This window comes from Streptomyces sp. 3214.6 (genome assembly GCF_900129855.1).
Classification (GTDB): Bacteria; Actinomycetota; Actinomycetes; order Streptomycetales; family Streptomycetaceae; genus Streptomyces; species Streptomyces soliscabiei.
The window spans coordinates 1,507,850-1,524,737 of sequence record NZ_LT670819.1; the positions used below are offsets into that span (position 1 = coordinate 1,507,850).

Annotated in this window: 17 protein-coding genes; 6 read left to right on the forward strand and 11 right to left on the reverse strand. The window is 72.2% G+C overall.

Annotation, left to right across the window (positions count from 1 at the left end):
• Positions 1 to 20 precede the first annotated feature (20 nt).
• From B5557_RS06750 to B5557_RS06765, 4 genes are read right to left on the reverse strand one after another with little or no spacing between them, the layout of a single operon-like run.
• On the reverse strand, positions 21 to 800 hold the full coding sequence (locus B5557_RS06750) for a CDP-alcohol phosphatidyltransferase family protein (protein WP_079658262.1): 780 nt from the start codon (positions 798 to 800) through the stop codon (positions 21 to 23).
• A complete protein-coding gene (locus tag B5557_RS06755; RefSeq protein ID WP_079658263.1) occupies positions 778 to 1,839 on the reverse strand; it encodes an iron-containing alcohol dehydrogenase family protein in 1,062 nt (353 codons plus the stop codon). Before B5557_RS06755 ends, B5557_RS06750 begins: the two co-directional genes overlap by 23 nt.
• Entirely contained in the window at positions 1,827 to 2,579 is a 753-nt protein-coding gene (locus B5557_RS06760; protein ID WP_079658264.1) for a phosphocholine cytidylyltransferase family protein, read from the reverse strand. Before B5557_RS06760 ends, B5557_RS06755 begins: the two co-directional genes overlap by 13 nt.
• Positions 2,576 to 4,378 (reverse strand): DUF5941 domain-containing protein, encoded by a 1,803-nt coding sequence (locus B5557_RS06765; RefSeq protein ID WP_079658265.1) that lies wholly within the window; start codon positions 4,376 to 4,378, stop codon positions 2,576 to 2,578. Before B5557_RS06765 ends, B5557_RS06760 begins: the two co-directional genes overlap by 4 nt.
• 333 nt (positions 4,379 to 4,711) lie before the next feature.
• Between B5557_RS06765 and galE the strand changes: the two genes are divergently transcribed.
• The 3 genes from galE (at position 4,712) to idi (ending at position 7,577) form a co-directional block, all read left to right on the forward strand.
• The gene (galE, locus tag B5557_RS06770; RefSeq protein WP_079658266.1) at positions 4,712 to 5,680 is read left to right on the forward strand and encodes a UDP-glucose 4-epimerase GalE; all 969 of its coding nucleotides are present in this window, start codon (positions 4,712 to 4,714) and stop codon (positions 5,678 to 5,680) included.
• Between the two features lie 160 nt (positions 5,681 to 5,840).
• Positions 5,841 to 6,782, forward strand: a complete 942-nt coding sequence (locus B5557_RS06775; RefSeq protein ID WP_079658267.1) for a cation diffusion facilitator family transporter — start codon at positions 5,841 to 5,843, stop codon at positions 6,780 to 6,782.
• A gap of 201 nt (positions 6,783 to 6,983) precedes the next feature.
• Positions 6,984 to 7,577, forward strand: a complete 594-nt coding sequence (idi, locus tag B5557_RS06780; RefSeq protein WP_079658268.1) for an isopentenyl-diphosphate Delta-isomerase — start codon at positions 6,984 to 6,986, stop codon at positions 7,575 to 7,577.
• A gap of 3 nt (positions 7,578 to 7,580) precedes the next feature.
• Here idi and B5557_RS06785 read toward each other — a convergent pair whose 3' ends face one another.
• Positions 7,581 to 8,099 (reverse strand): ATP-binding protein, encoded by a 519-nt coding sequence (locus tag B5557_RS06785; protein WP_079664628.1) that lies wholly within the window; start codon positions 8,097 to 8,099, stop codon positions 7,581 to 7,583.
• Between the two features lie 237 nt (positions 8,100 to 8,336).
• On the opposite strand from B5557_RS06785, the gene B5557_RS06790 reads away from it, so the two are divergent.
• The 3 genes from B5557_RS06790 to B5557_RS06795 all read left to right on the forward strand — a co-directional run bounded on the left by B5557_RS06790 (position 8,337) and on the right by B5557_RS06795 (position 11,820).
• The gene (locus B5557_RS06790; RefSeq protein ID WP_079658269.1) at positions 8,337 to 9,086 is read left to right on the forward strand and encodes an enoyl-CoA hydratase/isomerase family protein; all 750 of its coding nucleotides are present in this window, start codon (positions 8,337 to 8,339) and stop codon (positions 9,084 to 9,086) included.
• Between the two features lie 108 nt (positions 9,087 to 9,194).
• Complete coding sequence (locus tag B5557_RS45660) at positions 9,195 to 9,299, forward strand: LPFR motif small protein (RefSeq protein ID WP_269460206.1); 105 nt, start codon at positions 9,195 to 9,197, stop codon at positions 9,297 to 9,299.
• A gap of 118 nt (positions 9,300 to 9,417) precedes the next feature.
• Positions 9,418 to 11,820 (forward strand): Tex family protein, encoded by a 2,403-nt coding sequence (locus B5557_RS06795; RefSeq protein ID WP_079658270.1) that lies wholly within the window; start codon positions 9,418 to 9,420, stop codon positions 11,818 to 11,820.
• A gap of 12 nt (positions 11,821 to 11,832) precedes the next feature.
• On the opposite strand, the gene B5557_RS06800 is transcribed toward B5557_RS06795, so the two are convergent.
• From B5557_RS06800 to B5557_RS06820, 6 genes are read right to left on the reverse strand one after another with little or no spacing between them, the layout of a single operon-like run.
• On the reverse strand, positions 11,833 to 12,417 hold the full coding sequence (locus B5557_RS06800; protein ID WP_079658271.1) for a shikimate kinase: 585 nt from the start codon (positions 12,415 to 12,417) through the stop codon (positions 11,833 to 11,835).
• Positions 12,414 to 13,601, reverse strand: coding sequence for a chorismate synthase (aroC, locus tag B5557_RS06805; protein ID WP_079658272.1), 1,188 nt, complete (start codon positions 13,599 to 13,601; stop codon positions 12,414 to 12,416). The genes B5557_RS06800 and aroC overlap by 4 nt, the downstream gene beginning before the upstream one ends.
• Before the next feature lie 5 nt (positions 13,602 to 13,606).
• Entirely contained in the window at positions 13,607 to 13,930 is a 324-nt protein-coding gene (locus B5557_RS46155) for a hypothetical protein (RefSeq protein ID WP_443031360.1), read from the reverse strand.
• Complete coding sequence (locus tag B5557_RS06810) at positions 13,927 to 15,120, reverse strand: prephenate dehydrogenase (protein ID WP_079664629.1); 1,194 nt, start codon at positions 15,118 to 15,120, stop codon at positions 13,927 to 13,929. Before B5557_RS06810 ends, B5557_RS46155 begins: the two co-directional genes overlap by 4 nt.
• Positions 15,120 to 15,500, reverse strand: a complete 381-nt coding sequence (aroH, locus tag B5557_RS06815; protein ID WP_079658273.1) for a chorismate mutase — start codon at positions 15,498 to 15,500, stop codon at positions 15,120 to 15,122. Before aroH ends, B5557_RS06810 begins: the two co-directional genes overlap by 1 nt.
• A 1-nt stretch (position 15,501) precedes the next feature.
• On the reverse strand, positions 15,502 to 16,863 hold the full coding sequence (locus tag B5557_RS06820; protein ID WP_079658274.1) for a class II 3-deoxy-7-phosphoheptulonate synthase: 1,362 nt from the start codon (positions 16,861 to 16,863) through the stop codon (positions 15,502 to 15,504).
• Positions 16,864 to 16,888: the final 25 nt, after the last annotated feature.

The window sequence follows — 16,888 nt, forward strand, 5'->3', positions numbered from 1 at the left end:
GCCGACCGTTGTGGGCGCGCTCACTTCAGCCTGCTCGACACGAGGATGGACACCAGGTGCAGCAGCGTCTGCAGCAGCGCGATGCCCGCCAGTACGGCGACGCCGAGCCGGGAGAAGAACAGGTCGCCGCGGACCTGGTCGACGACCGCCAGGACCAGGATCAGCAGGGACGCCTCGATGCCGAGGATCAGCCGGTGGAACTTGAGCGCCGAGGCGGCCCGCCGGGCCAGCGCCATGCCGGAGGAGCGCGGTTCGGACGCCGACTCCTTGACGGGCGGCAGCCCGCCCTGGTGGCGGGCGACGCCGACGAGGTCGGTCTCCGCCTTGATCAGGATCGCGCCGAGCGCGGCCAGCGTGCCGAGGAAGGCCCACAGCCAGTCGATCCGGCCGCTGCCCCACAGGTCGGCGGCGCGCAGCCCGAAGCCGACGAGGACGGCGGCGTCGGTGAGATACGCCCCGACCCGGTCCAGGTAGACCCCGCCGAGGGAGTACTGCTTCTTCCAGCGGGCGATCTCGCCGTCCACGCAGTCCAGCAGCAGGTACATCTGGACGCACACCACGCCGAGCACGGCGCCCGTGATCCCCGGCACCAGCAGCGCCGGGGCCGCGAGGACGCCGAAGACGGTCATCAGGTACGTGAGCTGGTTGGGCGTGACCCTGGTGTTCACCAGATAGCGGTCGACTCGCAGGGACACCTCACGCATGTAGAGGCGCCCCATCCAGTGCTCACCGCTGCGCCGGTCCTTCACCCCCGGAGGGTGGACGACCGGTCTGAGTTCAGCTACCGATGGCCTTGACATAGTCGGCGTAGATGTCCTTGATCTGTTCGGTCTTGAGGTCGAGGTGTTCGAGGATCGTGTAGCGGCCGGGCCGGGTCTCGGGGGCGAACTCCACGGCGCGGACGAACTCGTCCACCGTGAAGCCGATCTCCTCGGGCAGGACCGGCAGTCCGTGCCGGCGCAGCACCTGGGCCATGTAGGCGGACTCCTCGTGTGCTCCGCGCAGGTACATCGCGAAGGCCGCGCCGAGTCCGCACTGCTCGCCGTGGGCGGCGGCGCGCTGGGGGAAGAGCAGGTCGAAGGCGTGGTTGATCTCGTGGCAGGCGCCGGAGGACGGGCGGGAGTCGCCCGACACCGACATGGCGATGCCGCTGAGCACCAGCGCCTCGGCCAGCACCTGGAGGAAGTCGGTGTCCCCGATGCCGCCGGGGTGTCTGAGGACCGCCTCGCCGGCCTGGCGGGCGATCGCGGCGGCGAGGCCGTCGATCTTCTCGCCCTTGACCCGGCTCGCGAGCTCCCAGTCGGCGATGGCCGAGATGTTCGACACCGCGTCGCCGATGCCGGCCCGTACGAAGCGGACGGGGGCCTCGCGGATGACATCGAGGTCGATGACGACCGCGATCGGGTTCGGCACTCCGTAGGAGCCGCGGCCCGCGTCGTTGTCGAGGGTGGCGACCGGCGAGCACAGGCCGTCGTGCGCGAGGTTGGTGGGGACGGCGACCAGCGGGAGGCCCACCCTGGCCGCGGCGAACTTGGCGCAGTCGATGATCTTGCCGCCGCCGAGGCCGACGACCGCGTCGTAGCGGCCTGCCTTTATGTCACCGGCGAGCCGCACGGCGTCGTCGAGGGTGCCGCCGCCGACCTCGTACCAGGTGGCGCCGGGCAGGGCCGGGGTGAGGCGCTCGCGCAGCCGGGCGCCGGAGCCGCCGCTGACGGCGATCGCGAGCTTGCCGGAGTGCGAGATGCGCTCGTCGGCGAGGACCCCGACGAGGTCGTCGAGGGCGCCGGGGCGGATGTCGACGACGACCGGCGAGGGGATCAGCCGGGTCAGTACTGGCACGCGATCTCCCGTCCACGGGCGAGATCGTCGTGGTTGTCGATCTCGACCCACTTGACGTCGCCGATCGGCGCCACGTCGATGCGGAAGCCGCGGCCCACGAGCTCCTGGTAGCCGTGCTCGTAGAACTGCTGGGGGTCGGTCTCCCACACGGTCCTGAGCGCGTCTGCCAGTTCGGGGGCCGCGTCGCCCTCGATGAGGGTGACGCCGATGTACTCGCCGGTGGCCTCGGCCGGGTCCATCAGCTTGGTGATCTTCGTCATGCCCTTCTCGGGGTCGACGACGACCTTCATCTCCTCGTCCGCCAGGGACTTCACGGTGTCGAGGGCAAGGATGATCCGCCTGCCCTCACCGCGGGCGGCGAGCAGCGTCTTCTCGACGGAGACCGGGTGCACGGTGTCGCCGTTGGCGAGGATCACGCCGTCCTTGAGGGCGTCCCGGCCGCACCACAGGGAGTAGGCGTTGTTCCACTCCTCGGCCTTGTCGTTGTCGATGAGGGTGAGCTTGAGGCCGTACTTCGCCTCCAGCGCCGCCTTGCGCTCGTACACGGCCTCCTTGCGGTAGCCGACGATGACCGCGACCTCGGTGAGACCGATCTCGGCGAAGTTGCCGAGCGTCAGGTCGAGCACCGTGGGCTCACCCTCTATGCCCGCGGGCCCCACCGGCACCAGCGCCTTCGGCAGGGTGTCGGTGTAGGGGCGCAGACGCCGGCCGGCGCCGGCCGCCAGCACGAGGCCGATCATGCGGGTTCTCCTTCATCGTGTACGGCGGGAGCGCCGCCCTTGTGGGCGGCCACCCAGAAGCGGATGCTCTCGACGAGCACCACCACGGCGACGGCCACGGCGAGGACCGTGAGCGCGACCTTGAACTGCGAGGCGGTGAGCGCCATGGCCAGCACGACCACGACCAGCGTCCGCCCCTCCTGCCCCCCGACGGCGCGCACCAGCCAGGCCGGCGGCGCTCCGGCGTTGCCGCGGATGCGGTACACCGTGTCGTAGTGATGGTAGGCGACGGCGCCGACGAGACCGAAGGCCGCGGGAAGCGCCCCCTGCACGTCCGCCTGGGCCGCGAGGATCAGCACCGTGCCGTACTCGGCGGCCCGGAAGAGCGGCGGGACCAGCCAGTCGAGGGCGCCCTTGAGGGGGCGGGCGACGGCGTCGGCGGACAGCAGGACGTACAGCACGACGGCCACGAGGAGCGCGAAGCCCGACCCGTCGAACCCGGCCGCGAGGACCAGCAGGCCGGAGCCGACGGCCGCGGCGAGGGGGGCCGGAACGCGGATGCCCGCGGGCAGCGTGCGGGCGAGCAGTTCGGTCAGGGGCCCGGTGTCCGCGAGGTCCGCGAGGGCCTGCGCCGCCCGGTCCGTGCGCCTGGCTTTGCGGGTCAGGGAGCGCAGGACACGGCCCGCCGTGGTGTAGGTCGCCGCGAACGCGCAGCCGATGAGCAGCGCGTAGAAGGTGATGCGGGGGGTGGCGGCCGCGGTCAGGACGGCGATCATCGCCCATCGTTCGCCGATGGGCAGGACTATCATCCGCCGCACCCAGACGGTCCAGCCGACGCTGTCGAGCTTGTCGGAGAGGGCGGCGGTGGGGCTGGTGTTGGCGGTGGCGTCGTGGTTGGCCTCGTTGAACGAGAAGTCGACGACGTGCCGGCAGGTCTGCAGCACCATCGCGCCGAGCGCGAGAGCCCATACGTCGTCGCCGCCGCGGGCCGCGCCGAGCGCGAGGCCGGCGTAGTAGGCGTACTCCTTGGCGCGGTCGAAGGTGGCGTCGAGCCAGGCGCCGAGCGTGGAGTACTGCAGGGAGTAGCGGGCGAGCTGGCCGTCGGTGCAGTCCAGGACGAAGGACGCGATGAGCAGCACGCCGGCCGCGATGAACCCGCCGCGGGTACCAGTGGCCGCGCAGGCCGCCGCGATGAGCGCGGTGATCAGCGAGGCGGTGGTGACCTGGTTCGGGGTGAGGCCGCGGCGCGCGCACCAGCGGGCGAGGTAGCGGGAGTACGGGCTGATGCAGAAGGTGGTGAAGAAGCCGTCACGGGCCTTCACGGCCGACTTCAGGCGGACGGCCTCGTCGTCGACGGCGGCGACGGCCTGCCGTGCCTCGTTGCGGGCCTGCGGGTCGGCGGGGACCTCGGCGACCAGGCTGCCCAGCTCGGGGCGGTACACGTCGACGCCGTCGGCGTCGAGGGCGGTGACGACACGGTCGGCGAGGCTGTCGACAGTCAGGACCGCGCCGCCGCTCGCGGAGTTCTCCCGGGCCATCGCGCGGGTCAGGGCCTGGCGGCCGTCGGGCTGCGCGGTCACGGCGCCCGGGATCGCGGCGAGCGGGAAGCGGGGGTCGGTGAGGCCGAGGCGCAGCGCGTGCTCGTGGCCCACGAAGCGGGCGTCCACGACGGCGACGCGCTGGTCGCCGGGGACGGCCGCGAGGAGGGTCTCGGCGTCACCGGCGTCGGAGGCGGTCCGCACGTCGTAGCCGAGGGACCGCAGGTCGCCCTCGATCGACGATCCGGGGACCGGCGAGCCGGTGAGGATGGCGGTCGGCAACCGAACTCACTCCCTGGGTCCGACGCGTTCACGCCGGTCATGTACACGATGGGGGCGCCCTTGGCCGCACCGGCGAGTGCACCGGTGGCCGCGCCAGGCGGGCGGCATGTCGGCAGAGGCTATCGGATGCCGGGAAGGCCGGGTTCACCGCCCGTTCAAGGACGATCAACGAGGTCCGGGAGCCCGGCTCGAGTCCGGCTTGAACTGGCCTTTGCCGAGATCATCATCGGTGATCGGCGGCCCGGCCGACAAACCGCGCCCCACAGAGCCGACATCCGGGACATTGCCCACCGCGCCGGGGTGCCGATACCGGTCCGCATAGGGTCTTCAGGCATGACGTGGCTGATCACCGGCGGAGCCGGATACATAGGGGCACATGTGGCGCGGGCCATGGCGGGGGCCGGGGAACGCGTCGTCGTCCTGGACGATCTCTCCACCGGCGCCGCCGCGCGGCTGGAGGCGGACGTGCCGCTGGTGAAGGGTTCGGCGCTCGACGGCGGCCTGCTCGGGCGGGTCTTCGCCGACCACGAGGTGACCGGCGTGGTGCACCTGGCGGCGCACAAGCAGGTCGCCGAGTCCATGGCGCGGCCCACCCGCTACTACCGGGAGAACGTGGGCGGTCTGGCCGTCCTCCTCGACGCGGTCGCCGAGGCCGGGATCCGACGGTTTCTCTTCTCCTCCTCCGCGGCCGTCTACGGAAACCCGGACGTGGGCCTCATCACGGAGGACACCCCGTGCGCGCCGGTCAACCCGTACGGCGAGACCAAGCTCGCCGGGGAGTGGCTGGTCCGGGCGGCGGGGCGGGCGCACGGCATCGCGACGACCTGCCTGCGCTACTTCAACGTGGCCGGGGCGGCGGCGCCGGAACTGGCCGACACCGGCGTCTTCAACATCGTCCCGATGGTCTTCGACCGGCTCACCCGTGGCGAGGCCCCGCGGATCTTCGGCGACGACTACCCGACGCCGGACGGCACCTGCGTCCGTGACTACATCCACGTCGCCGACCTGGCCGAGGCGCACCTGGCGGCGGCCCGGCGGCTGACCGCGCCGGACGCGGCGGGCGATCTGACGGTGAACATCGGGCGGGGCGAGGGCGTCTCGGTGCGCGAGCTGGTCACCCTGATCGGCGAGGTCACCGGCGACACCCGGCCGGCGGTGGTCGAGGGGCGCAGGCCCGGGGACGCGCCGCGCGCGGTGGCCTCGGCGGAGCTCGCGGCCCGGGAGCTGGGCTTCAGGGCCCGGCGGGACGTGCGCGAGATGGTCGGTTCGGCCTGGCGGGGCCGGCGGTCGCACCACGTCTGAGCAGCAGGTGAGGGTGCCCTGACCTGCGAATCGTTTCCGCAGGTCAGGGCATATGACAACGGTGTTCAGTGCCGCGTTGCCGGATACCCCCCACCCGTAGTTCACTGTGAGCCCGGGCAGAACACGACGGGCCGCGACGGACCACAGAAGGGCTGCTTCCATGGGGGCTGGGCACGACCACGGCCACACGCACACGCAACGGCCGACCACCGGCACGGCCGCCGCGGCGTACCGCGGCAGGCTGCGCGTGGCGCTGTCGATCACGCTCGGCGTCATGGTGGTCGAGATCGTCGGCGGGCTGCTCGCCGACTCCCTGGCGCTGATCGCGGACGCGGCCCACATGGCGACGGACGCGCTGGGCCTGGGCATGGCGCTGCTCGCCATCCACTTCGCCAATCGGCCGCCGAGCGCGAACCGCACCTTCGGGCTGGCCCGCGCCGAGATCCTGGCGGCCCTCGCCAACTGTCTGCTGCTGCTCGGGGTGGGCGGCTACGTCCTGTACGAGGCGGTGCAGCGGTTCTTCACGCCGGCCGCCACCGAGGGCGGGCTGATGATCTGGTTCGGCGTGATCGGTCTGGTCGCGAACATGGTCTCGCTCACGCTGCTGATGCGCGGCCAGGCGGAGAGCCTGAACGTGCGCGGGGCGTTCCTGGAGGTGGCCGCGGACGCGCTGGGTTCCGTCGCGGTGATCATCTCGGCGGGGGTGATCCTGGCCACCGGCTGGCAGACCGCCGATCCGATCGCCTCGCTCGTCATCGGTCTGATGATCGTGCCGAGGACGGTGAAGCTGCTGCGCGAGACCCTCGACGTGCTGCTGGAGTCGGCCCCCAAGGACGTCGACATGGCGGAGGTGCGGACCCACATCCTCGCCCTGGACGGGGTGGAGGACGTCCACGATCTGCACGCCTGGACGATCACCTCCGGGATGCCGGTGCTGTCGGCGCACGTGGTGGTGCGCTCGGAGGTGCTGAACGCGATCGGCCACGAGAAGCTGCTGCACGAGCTCCAGGGCTGCCTGGGCCACCACTTCGACGTGGAGCACTGCACCTTCCAGCTGGAGCCGAGCGGGCACGCTCAGCACGAGGCACGGCTCTGTCACTGAGCGTGCAGGCGCCATGGGCGTCGGGTGATCCGTAGCGATCCGCACAGGCGTTCCATATGGTTCCCCGCCGTGGGCTCCGGGCAAGATCACCGACGGGGACCCCTGCCGCGCGCGGGACATGCGCGCTTTCGCGTGAAGCGCCGGGAGTGCCGGGCGCGTACGGCAGACTGGGGGACGCGAGGACCGATGCTAAGGATGGGTATGCCGATCACACCTGCCACCGCGACACACAACTCGTCGAACGGCACCGCGGAAGCGATCTTGCTGGAGCTGGTCGACGAGAACGGCGTCACGATCGGCACCGCGGAGAAGCTCGCCGCCCATCAGCCACCGGGGCAGTTGCACCGCGCGTTCTCCGTGTTCCTCTTCGACGAGCGGGGCCGGCTGCTGCTCCAGCAGCGGGCGCTCGGCAAGTACCACTCCCCCGGCGTGTGGTCCAACACCTGCTGCGGTCACCCCTACCCCGGTGAGGCGCCGTTCGCGGCGGCCGCCCGGCGCACCTTCGAGGAGCTGGGCGTCTCCCCGTCGCTGCTCGCCGAGGCGGGCACGGTCCGCTACCACCACCCGGACCCCGACTCGGGTCTGGTGGAGCAGGAGTACAACCACCTGTTCGTCGGGCTGGTGCAGTCCCCGCTGCGGCCGGACCCGGAGGAGGTCGGCGACACGGCCTTCGTGACGCCCGCCGAGCTGGCGGAGCGGCATGCGAAGGACACGTTCTCGTCCTGGTTCATGACCGTGCTGGACGCGGCGCGGCCCGCGGTCAGGGAGCTGACGGGTCCCTCGGCCGACTGGTGACCCTCACAGCCCCCGCACGGGTTTGAGCGGCAGGGCGGCCCAGATCACCTTGCCGCCGCTCGCCGTGTGCTCGACGTCGCACGCCCCGCCCGCCTCCCTGGTGATCTCCCGTACCAGTAGCAGTCCGCGGCCGCCGGTGCGGCCGTGGTCGGCCTCCAGGGCGGTCGGGCGGTAGGGGTGGTTGTCCTCCACGGCCACCCGCACCCAGTCGGCTCCGACGGCGATCTCCACCGCGAGCACGGGCGACAGCAGCGCCGCGTGCCGGACGGCGTTGGTCACCAGCTCGGAGACGATCAGCAGCAGCCCCTGGGCCAGGTCGTCCGAGACGGGCACGCCCTGGCGGTACAGCAGGTCCCGTACGGCGTGTCGCGCCTGCGGCACGGAGGCGTCCACGGCTGCCGCGGTGAACCGCCAGACGCCTTCGTAGGGCAGCGGTCGCGGCACGGCTTCCCGCGGGGAGTCGGGAGGTCCGCCCGGGCCGCCCTCTGGGCGTGGGTCGGGCCCGCGCCCGTGATCGTCCATCGTCCGGTCGCCGCCCTCGCGCTCGATTGTCACCACACGTCGAGTGTTGGTAACGGGACGGCCCCCTCCGGATGACTGAACAGAAGTCAGCAGTTATCGAGCGTTTCCGACCGGCCGCGAATGACCCGGTCGACCGCAGGACCGTTTCTGTCGTATCCGCGCCGCCTTCGCGCACTCTTCGGGTTGTACGGGTGCGACGACGCCGCTCCCTCCCGCGCGGTGGTTAGCATCCTGGGCATGGAGCCCGAACTGCTGTACGGCGTCACCGACGCCGTGGCCACCGTCGTCCTGCACCATCCCGCGAAACGCAACGCCATGACGGCCGCGATGTGGGCGGCGCTGCCCCCGTTGCTGGACACCCTGGCCGCCGATCCCGGGGTGCGGGCGCTGGTGCTGACCGGCGCGGGCGGGACGTTCTGCGCGGGCGCCGACATCTCCACGCTCCAGGACGCCCCGGACGAGGCGCCGGCGCTGGCGGTACGCGCGGAGGACGCCGTCGCCGCGTTCCCCAAGCCGACGCTGGCCGCGGTCCGGGGGCACTGCGTGGGCGGCGGCACGCAGCTCGCCGCCGCGTGCGACCTGCGGTTCGCCGAGGAGGGCGCGCTGTTCGGGGTGACGCCGGCGAAGCTCGGGATCGTGTACCCGGCCTCCTCCACCCGGCGGTTGGTGTCCCTCGTGGGGCCGTCCGCCGCCAAGTATCTGTTGTTCTCCGGCGAGTTGATCGACACGCAGCGGGCACTGCGCACGGGCCTGGTCGACGAGGTGCTGCCCGCGGACGCACTCGAGAAGCGGGTCGAGGAGTTCACGCGGATCCTGGTGTCCCGCTCGCAGCTGACGCAGGCCGCCGCGAAGGAGTTCGCGACCGGACGCAAGGACCGGGACGCCCACTGGAGCGCGCAGGCGCGCGGCAGCGGCGAGACCGCGGAGGGCGTCGCCGCGTTCCTGGAGCGCAGGGAGCCGCGCTTCACCTGGACCGCGTCGGGCTGACGCGAAGGTTGGACGGCCGGGCGCGCGGTACCCGGGGTGCCCAGCCCGAGGGACGCCCGAGCCAGACCCGAGGGCGCCCGGGGGGGAACCGAGTGGAAGGGGACGTTCGTGTTCCGCGCGATCGCAGACGTGTTGCGGCAGATCGGTTCGGCGGTGGCCACCGTGGTGACGCTGCCGTTCAGGGCCCTGGCCCGGCTGTTCGGCGGAGCCTGAAGGCTCCGCGCACCCCCGCCGGGCCTGAGCCCCGCCACGAGTGCGCCCTGATCCCCGACTGTCGGTGCCACCTGCCACAATTGCGGCGCAACCTCAGTGGAGAAGGCGGTACGGGATCGTGACGACACCCGGGTCCATCGAAGTAGGGTCCATCGAAGGCAGGATCGCCGAGGAGCTCGGCGTACGGGAGCGGCAGGTCAAGGCCGCCGTGGAGCTGCTCGACGGCGGCTCCACGGTGCCTTTCGTCGCCCGCTACCGCAAGGAAGCGACCGAGATGCTCGACGACGCGCAGCTGCGCACGATCGAGGAGCGGCTGCGCTACCTGCGGGAGCTGGAGGAGCGGCGGACGGCGATCCTGGAGTCGGTGCGTGAGCAGGGCAAGCTCACCGACGCGCTGGAGGCGCAGATCCGCGGCGCCGAGACCAAGGCGCGGCTCGAGGACATCTACCTGCCGTACAAGCCCAAGCGGCGCACGAAGGCCCAGATCGCGCGTGAGGCGGGCCTCGAACCGCTCGCCGAGGGCCTGCTCGGCGACGCCACGGTCGACCCGTTCGCGGCGGCCGCCGCCTTCGTCGACGCCGACAAGGGCGTCGCCGATGCGCAGGCCGCGCTGGACGGCGCGCGGGCGATCCTCACCGAGCGGTTCTCGGAGGACGCCGACCTGATCGGCGAGCTGCGCGAGCGCATGTGGGGGCGCGGCCGGCTCGCCGCCAAGGTGCGCGACGGCAAGGAGGAGGCGGGCGCGAAGTTCGCCGACTACTTCGACTTCGCCGAGCCGTTCACCGCGCTGCCCTCGCACCGCATCCTGGCGATGTTGCGCGGCGAGAAGGAAGAGATCCTCGACCTCGTCCTGGAGCCCGAGGAGCCCTCCGAACTGCCCGGCCCCTCGTCGTACGAGGGGATCGTCGCATCGAGATTCCGGATCGCCGACCGGGGCCGGCCGGCCGACAAGTGGCTGACGGACACGGTCCGTTGGGCGTGGCGCACCCGCATCCTCGTCCATCTGGGCATCGACCTGCGGCTGCGGCTGCGGACGGCCGCCGAGGACGAGGCGGTGAACGTGTTCGCCGCGAACCTGCGCGACCTGCTGCTCGCCGCCCCGGCCGGCACGCGCGCGACGCTGGGCCTGGACCCCGGTTTCCGTACGGGCGTGAAGGTCGCCGTCGTCGACGCGACCGGCAAGGTCGTGGCGACCGACGTGATCTACCCGCACGTCCCGGCGAACAAGTGGGACGAGGCGATCGCCAAGCTCGCGCGGCTGGCGAAGAGCCACGCGGTCGAACTGGTCGCCATCGGCAACGGCACGGCGTCCCGCGAGACCGACAAGCTCGCCGGTGAACTCATCGCCAAGCACCCGGAGCTCAACCTCACCAAGGTGATGGTGTCCGAGGCCGGCGCCTCCGTGTACTCGGCCTCCGCGTTCGCCTCGCAGGAGCTGCCCGACATGGACGTGTCGCTGCGCGGGGCGGTGTCCATCGCGCGCCGGCTCCAGGACCCGCTCGCCGAGCTGGTGAAGATCGACCCGAAGTCGATCGGCGTCGGCCAGTACCAGCACGACCTGTCCGAGGTGAAGCTGTCGCGCTCGCTGGACGCGGTGGTGGAGGACTGCGTGAACGGCGTGGGCGTGGACGTCAACACGGCGTCGGCACCGCTGCTGTCGCGCGTGTCCGGCATCTCCTCGGGCCTCGCCGAGAACATCGTGGCGCACCGGGACGCCAACGGGCCCTTCACCTCCCGTTCCGAGCTGAAGAAGGTGGCGCGCCTCGGTCCGAAGGCCTACGAGCAGTGCGCGGGCTTCCTGCGCATCCGCGGCGGCAGCGACCCCCTGGACTCCTCCAGCGTGCACCCCGAGGCGTACCCGGTGGTGCGACGCATGGTGAAGACCTCCGGGCAGGAAGTCGCCTCCCTGATCGGCAACACGGGCGTCCTGCGCTCGCTGCGGCCGACCGACTTCGTGGACGAGACGTTCGGTCTGCCGACCGTCAGCGACATCCTCAAGGAGCTGGAGAAGCCCGGGCGTGACCCGCGGCCCGCGTTCAAGACGGCCACCTTCAAGGAGGGGGTGGAGAAGATCTCCGACCTGTCCTCCGGGATGGTCCTGGAGGGGGTCGTCACGAACGTGGCGGCGTTCGGGGCGTTCATCGACATCGGCGTCCACCAGGACGGCCTGGCACACGTCTCGGCCCTGTCGAAGACGTTCGTCAAGGACCCGCGGGACGTGGTCAAGCCCGGCGACATCGTCAAGGTGAAGGTCCTCGACGTCGACATCCCGCGCAAGCGGATCTCGCTGACGCTCCGGCTGGACGACGAGGCGGCCCCGCAGGGCGGCCAGGGCCAGTCCGCCGCCGGCGGCGGCCGGCCCCAGCGCGGCGGGCGTCCTCCCCAGCAGCGCCAGCAGGGCGGCCAGCGCGGCGGCAGCGGCGGCGGTTCCCGCCAGGCGGCTTCGCCGCCGGCCAACAGCGCGATGGCCGACGCACTGCGGCGAGCGGGCCTGGTCGACCCGAAGAAGGGCAAGCGCTGAGCACTGGCCCGCTCACGGGCCGGCCCGTTCGCCGTACGCGGCGAGCGGGCCGGCCGGGCCGGGCACTTGTCGGCGGCCGGCCCGGACCAGGTTCGGCCCGAGTGCGTCCAGGACGGCTCGGGTGACCTCTTCAGGCGTGCGACCGTCCGTGGCCACGACCGCGGCGGCGACCATCTCGTAGAGGTGGCGGCGGGCCTTCATCAGGTCCTGCCACTGCTTGCGCGGGTCGGCCGCCAGCAGGGGCCGGGGCGTGTCCCGGCCGGTGCGCCTGAGTGCTTCCTCGACGCCGACCGACAGATGGACGACCCGGCGCCCGGCCAGCAGCGCGCGCGTGTCGGCGTCCAGGATCGCGCCGCCGCCCAACGCCAGGACGCCGTCGTGCTCGGCCAGGGCCCTGCGCACCGCCTGCTTCTCGATCGCCCGGAAGACCGGCTCGCCCCCGTCGGCGAAGATCTCCGCGATGCCGCGGCCCTGCTCGGCGACGATGTCGTCGTCGGTGTCCCGGTAGCCGGCGCCCAGCCGTTCGGCCAGCAGCTGCGCGACGGTGGACTTGCCAACGCCCATCGGGCCGACCAGGACGACCAGCGGCCCGCTCATCGGATGTGCAGGTTGTCGAGGTACGACCGGACGTTGCGGCGGGTCTCGGGCACCGAGTCGCCGCCGAACTTCTCGGCCACCGCGTCCGCCAGGACGAGGGCGACCATCGCCTCGGCCACGATCCCGGCCGCCGGCACCGCGCACACGTCGGAGCGCTGGTGATGCGCCTGCGTCGCCTCGCCCGTGACCACGTCCACCGTCCGCAGCGCCCGGGGCACCGTCGCGATCGGCTTCATCGCCGCCCGCACCCGCAGCACCTCACCCGTCGACAACCCGCCCTCGGTACCGCCCGAGCGACCCGAGGCCCGTCCGATCCCCGCCTCGCCGGCGACGATCTCGTCGTGCGCCTTCGAACCCGGCATCCGCGCCAACCCGAAGCCGTCGCCGACCTCGACGCCCTTGATCGCCTGGACGCCCATGAGAGCGGCGGCCAGCCGGGCGTCGAGGCGCCTGTCCCAGTGGACATGCGAGCCCAGCCCCACCGGCACCCCGTACACCAGCACCTCGACCACACCACCGAGCGTGTCACCGTCCCTGTGGGCCTGGTCGATCTCCGCGACCATCGCCTTCGACGCGTCCGGATCCAGACACCGCACCGGATCCGCATCCAACCGTTCCGTGTCCGCCGGGGTCGGATACACCCCGTACGGCGCTTTCGCCGCGGCCAGCTCGACCACGTGGGAGACGATCTCGATACCGGCCGTCTCCTTCAGGTACGACCGGGCCACCGCGCCGAGCGCCACCCGGGCGGCCGTCTCCCGCGCGGAGGCGCGTTCCAGGATCGGCCTGGCCTCGTCGAAGCCGTACTTCTGCATCCCGGCGAGGTCGGCGTGGCCGGGCCGCGGGCGGGTCAGCGGGGCGTTGCGGGCAAGACCGGCCAGGATCTCCGGGTCGACCGGGTCGGCCGCCATCACCTGCTCCCACTTCGGCCACTCGGTGTTGCCCACCATGACCGCCACCGGGGAACCCAGGGTGAGACCGTGCCGGACACCGCCGAGGAAGGTGACCTCGTCGCGCTCGAACTTCATCCGCGCGCCACGCCCGTAACCGAGCCGCCGTCGCGCCAGGTGGCCGGCCACCATGTCCGTGGTGATCGGCACGCCGGCCGGGAGGCCCTCCAACGTCGCCACGAGTGCGGGGCCGTGCGACTCGCCCGCGGTCAACCACCGCAACCTGCTCGACATCTGTCTCAACACTCCTCGAAGTCGTAGGCGGTGGCAGGCGATCCGCGCCCGCAGCGCGCGTCGGCCGGGGCGACTGCCACGTCGACGCCCAGCGTGGGCAGGGCCTCCCTGAAGGGGAGGGTGTCGTCGCTGACGAGCGGCGCCCGCAGCACGCTCGTGCCGCTCGCGGCGGCGGCCGGCAGCGACGCCCGGTTGGTGAGACTCTTCGACCGGGGGATCCGCGCGGCCAGCGGGGCGTGCGTGTCCCCGGCGGCGTGCGGCTCGCCCGCGGTCGTCCGGCGCGGATGCGCCCACGGCTTCTCCTTCGTCGTCGGTGGTCGGCTCGTCAGCCGCGCGCAGGAGCCCGGGAACGGCCAGCGGCCGTGCCGGCCGGCAGCGGGCCGGTGCGCGGGGCCGGTTCGGCTGTGGGAACGGCCGGGAAGCCGGTGTGGCCGGGGGGCCGCTGCACCGCCCATCCGTAGTCCGTGAGGCGGCGGGCCATCCGGACAGCCGAGGCCGGTTCCACCAGGAGTTCGACCAGCCCGCTGCGCTCGCCCGGCGAGTGGTCGATCGACACCTCCTCGACGTTGACGCCCAGCTCCGCCACGGTCGCCAACAGGCGGGCCAGCTCACCGGCCTGATCACCGATGAGCACATGCACGGGCGTGCAGTGGGAGGGCTTCTCCCCGTGCTTGCCCGGCACCCGCTCACGGCCCTTCCTGCCACGACCCAGCAGGTCGGCGACGAGCATCAGCCCTTCCGCCCGTTCGTCGGCGTCGTCGGTGGCCAGGCCCCGCAGCGCCGACACCGCCACGGTGAGGTCCACGGCGAGTTCCTGCAGCACATCGGCGACGGCCGCGGCGTTTGCGTCCAGGATGTCGCCCCACAGGCGCGGGTCGCCCCCGGCGATGCGGGTGACGTCGCGTACGCCCTGGCCGGCGAGTTGCGAGGCGTCCTCCGGCATGTGCTCCAGACGCGCCGCCATCAACGAGGCGACGAGGTGGGGCGTGTGGGACACCAGGGCGACCGCCCGGTCGTGGGCGGCGCTCTGCATGACCACCGGAACCGCCGCGCACAGCGACGCCACTTCCAGCGCCCGGTTCAGGGTTTCCGTGGCGGTGTCCGGGGTGGGGGTGAGCACCCAGGAGCGTCCCTCGAAGAGCGTGGCGGAAGCGGCGAGCGGACCGGACAGCTCGCGCCCCGCCATGGGGTGTCCGCCGATGTAGCAGGACGGGTCGGCCAGGGCGAACACATCCCGCTCCGGCCCGGTCTTGACGCTGGCCACGTCGGTGTAGCTGCGGGCCAGCCCGTTCGACTGCTGCTTGGCCAGCACCTCGCCGACGCTGCCGGGCGGCACGGCCAGCACGGCGATGTCCGCCGGTGCGGTGGGCGGGCCGACGGTGCCCGCGCCGAGCGCGGCGGCGGTGCGGGCCGCCGACTCGTCCGCGTCGAGCAGATGGACGTGCACTCCTCTGCGGGTGAGCGCGAGGGCCACCGAGGTACCGATCAGGCCGGTGCCCACGACCGCTGCCGTACGGATCACCGGGCCTCCTCGGCGGTGCCGGCGAGATCGCTGCGCAGGGCTGCGGCGCCGCCCAGGTAGACATGGCGCAGGTCGCACTTCTGCCGGTCGGTCTCGGCGTGCAGCAGGACGCGTACGACGCGCGGCAGTGCTCCGGCGACGTCGATCTCCTGGGCGCACAGGAGCGGGGTGTCGGTGATGCCCGACTCCCGTGCGGCCACCGCGGGAAACTCGCTGTGCAGATCGGGCGTCGCCGTGAAGATCACGCTGACGAGATCCCGCTGCTGAAGTCCGTTGGCGTCGAGCATCTCCTTCAACAGGCTCTTGGTGCTGTCCACCAGGTGGTCCCTGTCATCCCGTTCAAGCTGGACCGCGCCCCGTACTGCGCGCACTGTCATCTCACTCTCCTCGCGGCGCTCGGCGGTGGTGGTACAACTCGGCGACCTGGAAGGCCAGGTCCAGCGACTGGTAGCGGTTGAGGCGCGGATCGCAGGCGGACTCGTAGCGCTGCGCGAGGTCGTCCAGGCGTATCTCGGCGCCGCCGCCCACGCATTCGGTGACGTCCTCGCCGGTCAGCTCGACATGGATGCCGCCCGGGTGGGTGCCCAGTTCGCGGTGGACTTCGAAGAAGCCCTTCACCTCGTCGAGGACGTCGTCGAACCGGCGTGTCTTGTGGCCGCTGGGGGCGGTGAACGTGTTGCCGTGCATCGGATCGCAGATCCAGGCGACCTGGGCGCCGGACGCTGTGACCTTCTCCACCAGCCCGGGAAGGACGTCACGGACCTTGTCCGCTCCCATCCGGGTGATGAAGGACAGCCGGCCCGGTTCCCGGTCCGGGTCCAGCCGGTCGATGAGCGCCAGCGCCTCGTCCGCGCCGACGGCCGGCCCCAGCTTCACTGCGATGGGGTTGCGGACCCGCGAGGCGAACTCGACGTGGGCGCCGTCGAGTTGCCGGGTGCGTTCCCCGATCCAGATCAGATGGGCGGACACGTCGTACCACTGCCCGGTACGGGAGTCCTGCCGGGTGAGCGCCGACTCGTAGTCGAGGAGCAGCGCCTCGTGGCTGGAGAAGAACTCGGTGGAGCGGAACTCGCTCGGCTCCGCCGCGCAGGCCTTGAGGAACGCCAGTGCCTTGTCGATCTCCCGTGCGAGGCGCTCGTACCGCTCGCCGACGGGAGAGTTGGCGACGAAGTCCTGGTTCCAGTCGTGCACCTGCCGCAGGTCGGCGTAGCCGCCGGTGGTGAAGGCCCGGACGATGTTCAGGGTAGCGGCGGAGGCGTGGTACATGCGCTTGAGGCGCTCGGGGTCGGGGGTGCGGCCCTCGGGGGTGAACTCCAGGCTGTTGACCGCGTCGCCGCGGTAGGCAGGGAGCTCGATCCCGTCACGCCGCTCCGTGGGCTGCGAGCGCGGCTTGGAGTACTGGCCGGCGATGCGGCCCACCTTGACCACCGGCACGGATGAGGCGTAGGTGAGCACCGCCGCCATCTGCAGCAGCGTCTTGATCTTGTCCCGGACCTGGTCGGCGGAGACGGCGTCGAAGGATTCGGCGCAGTCACCGCCCTGGAGGAGAAAGGCCTCCCCGCGTGCCACCGAGGCCAGCCGGGTGCGCAGTTGGTCGCATTCGCCCGCGAAGACGAGGGGCGGTGCGGCCGCGAGGTCGCAGAGCACCGCGCCGAGGGCGTGCTCATCGGGCCAGGTCGGCTGCTGCGCGGCGGGCAGGCCTCGCCAGGACTGCACCGGGGGGTTCTGCCGAGAGATCATGGGGTGTCCTTCATGTGTTCCACCT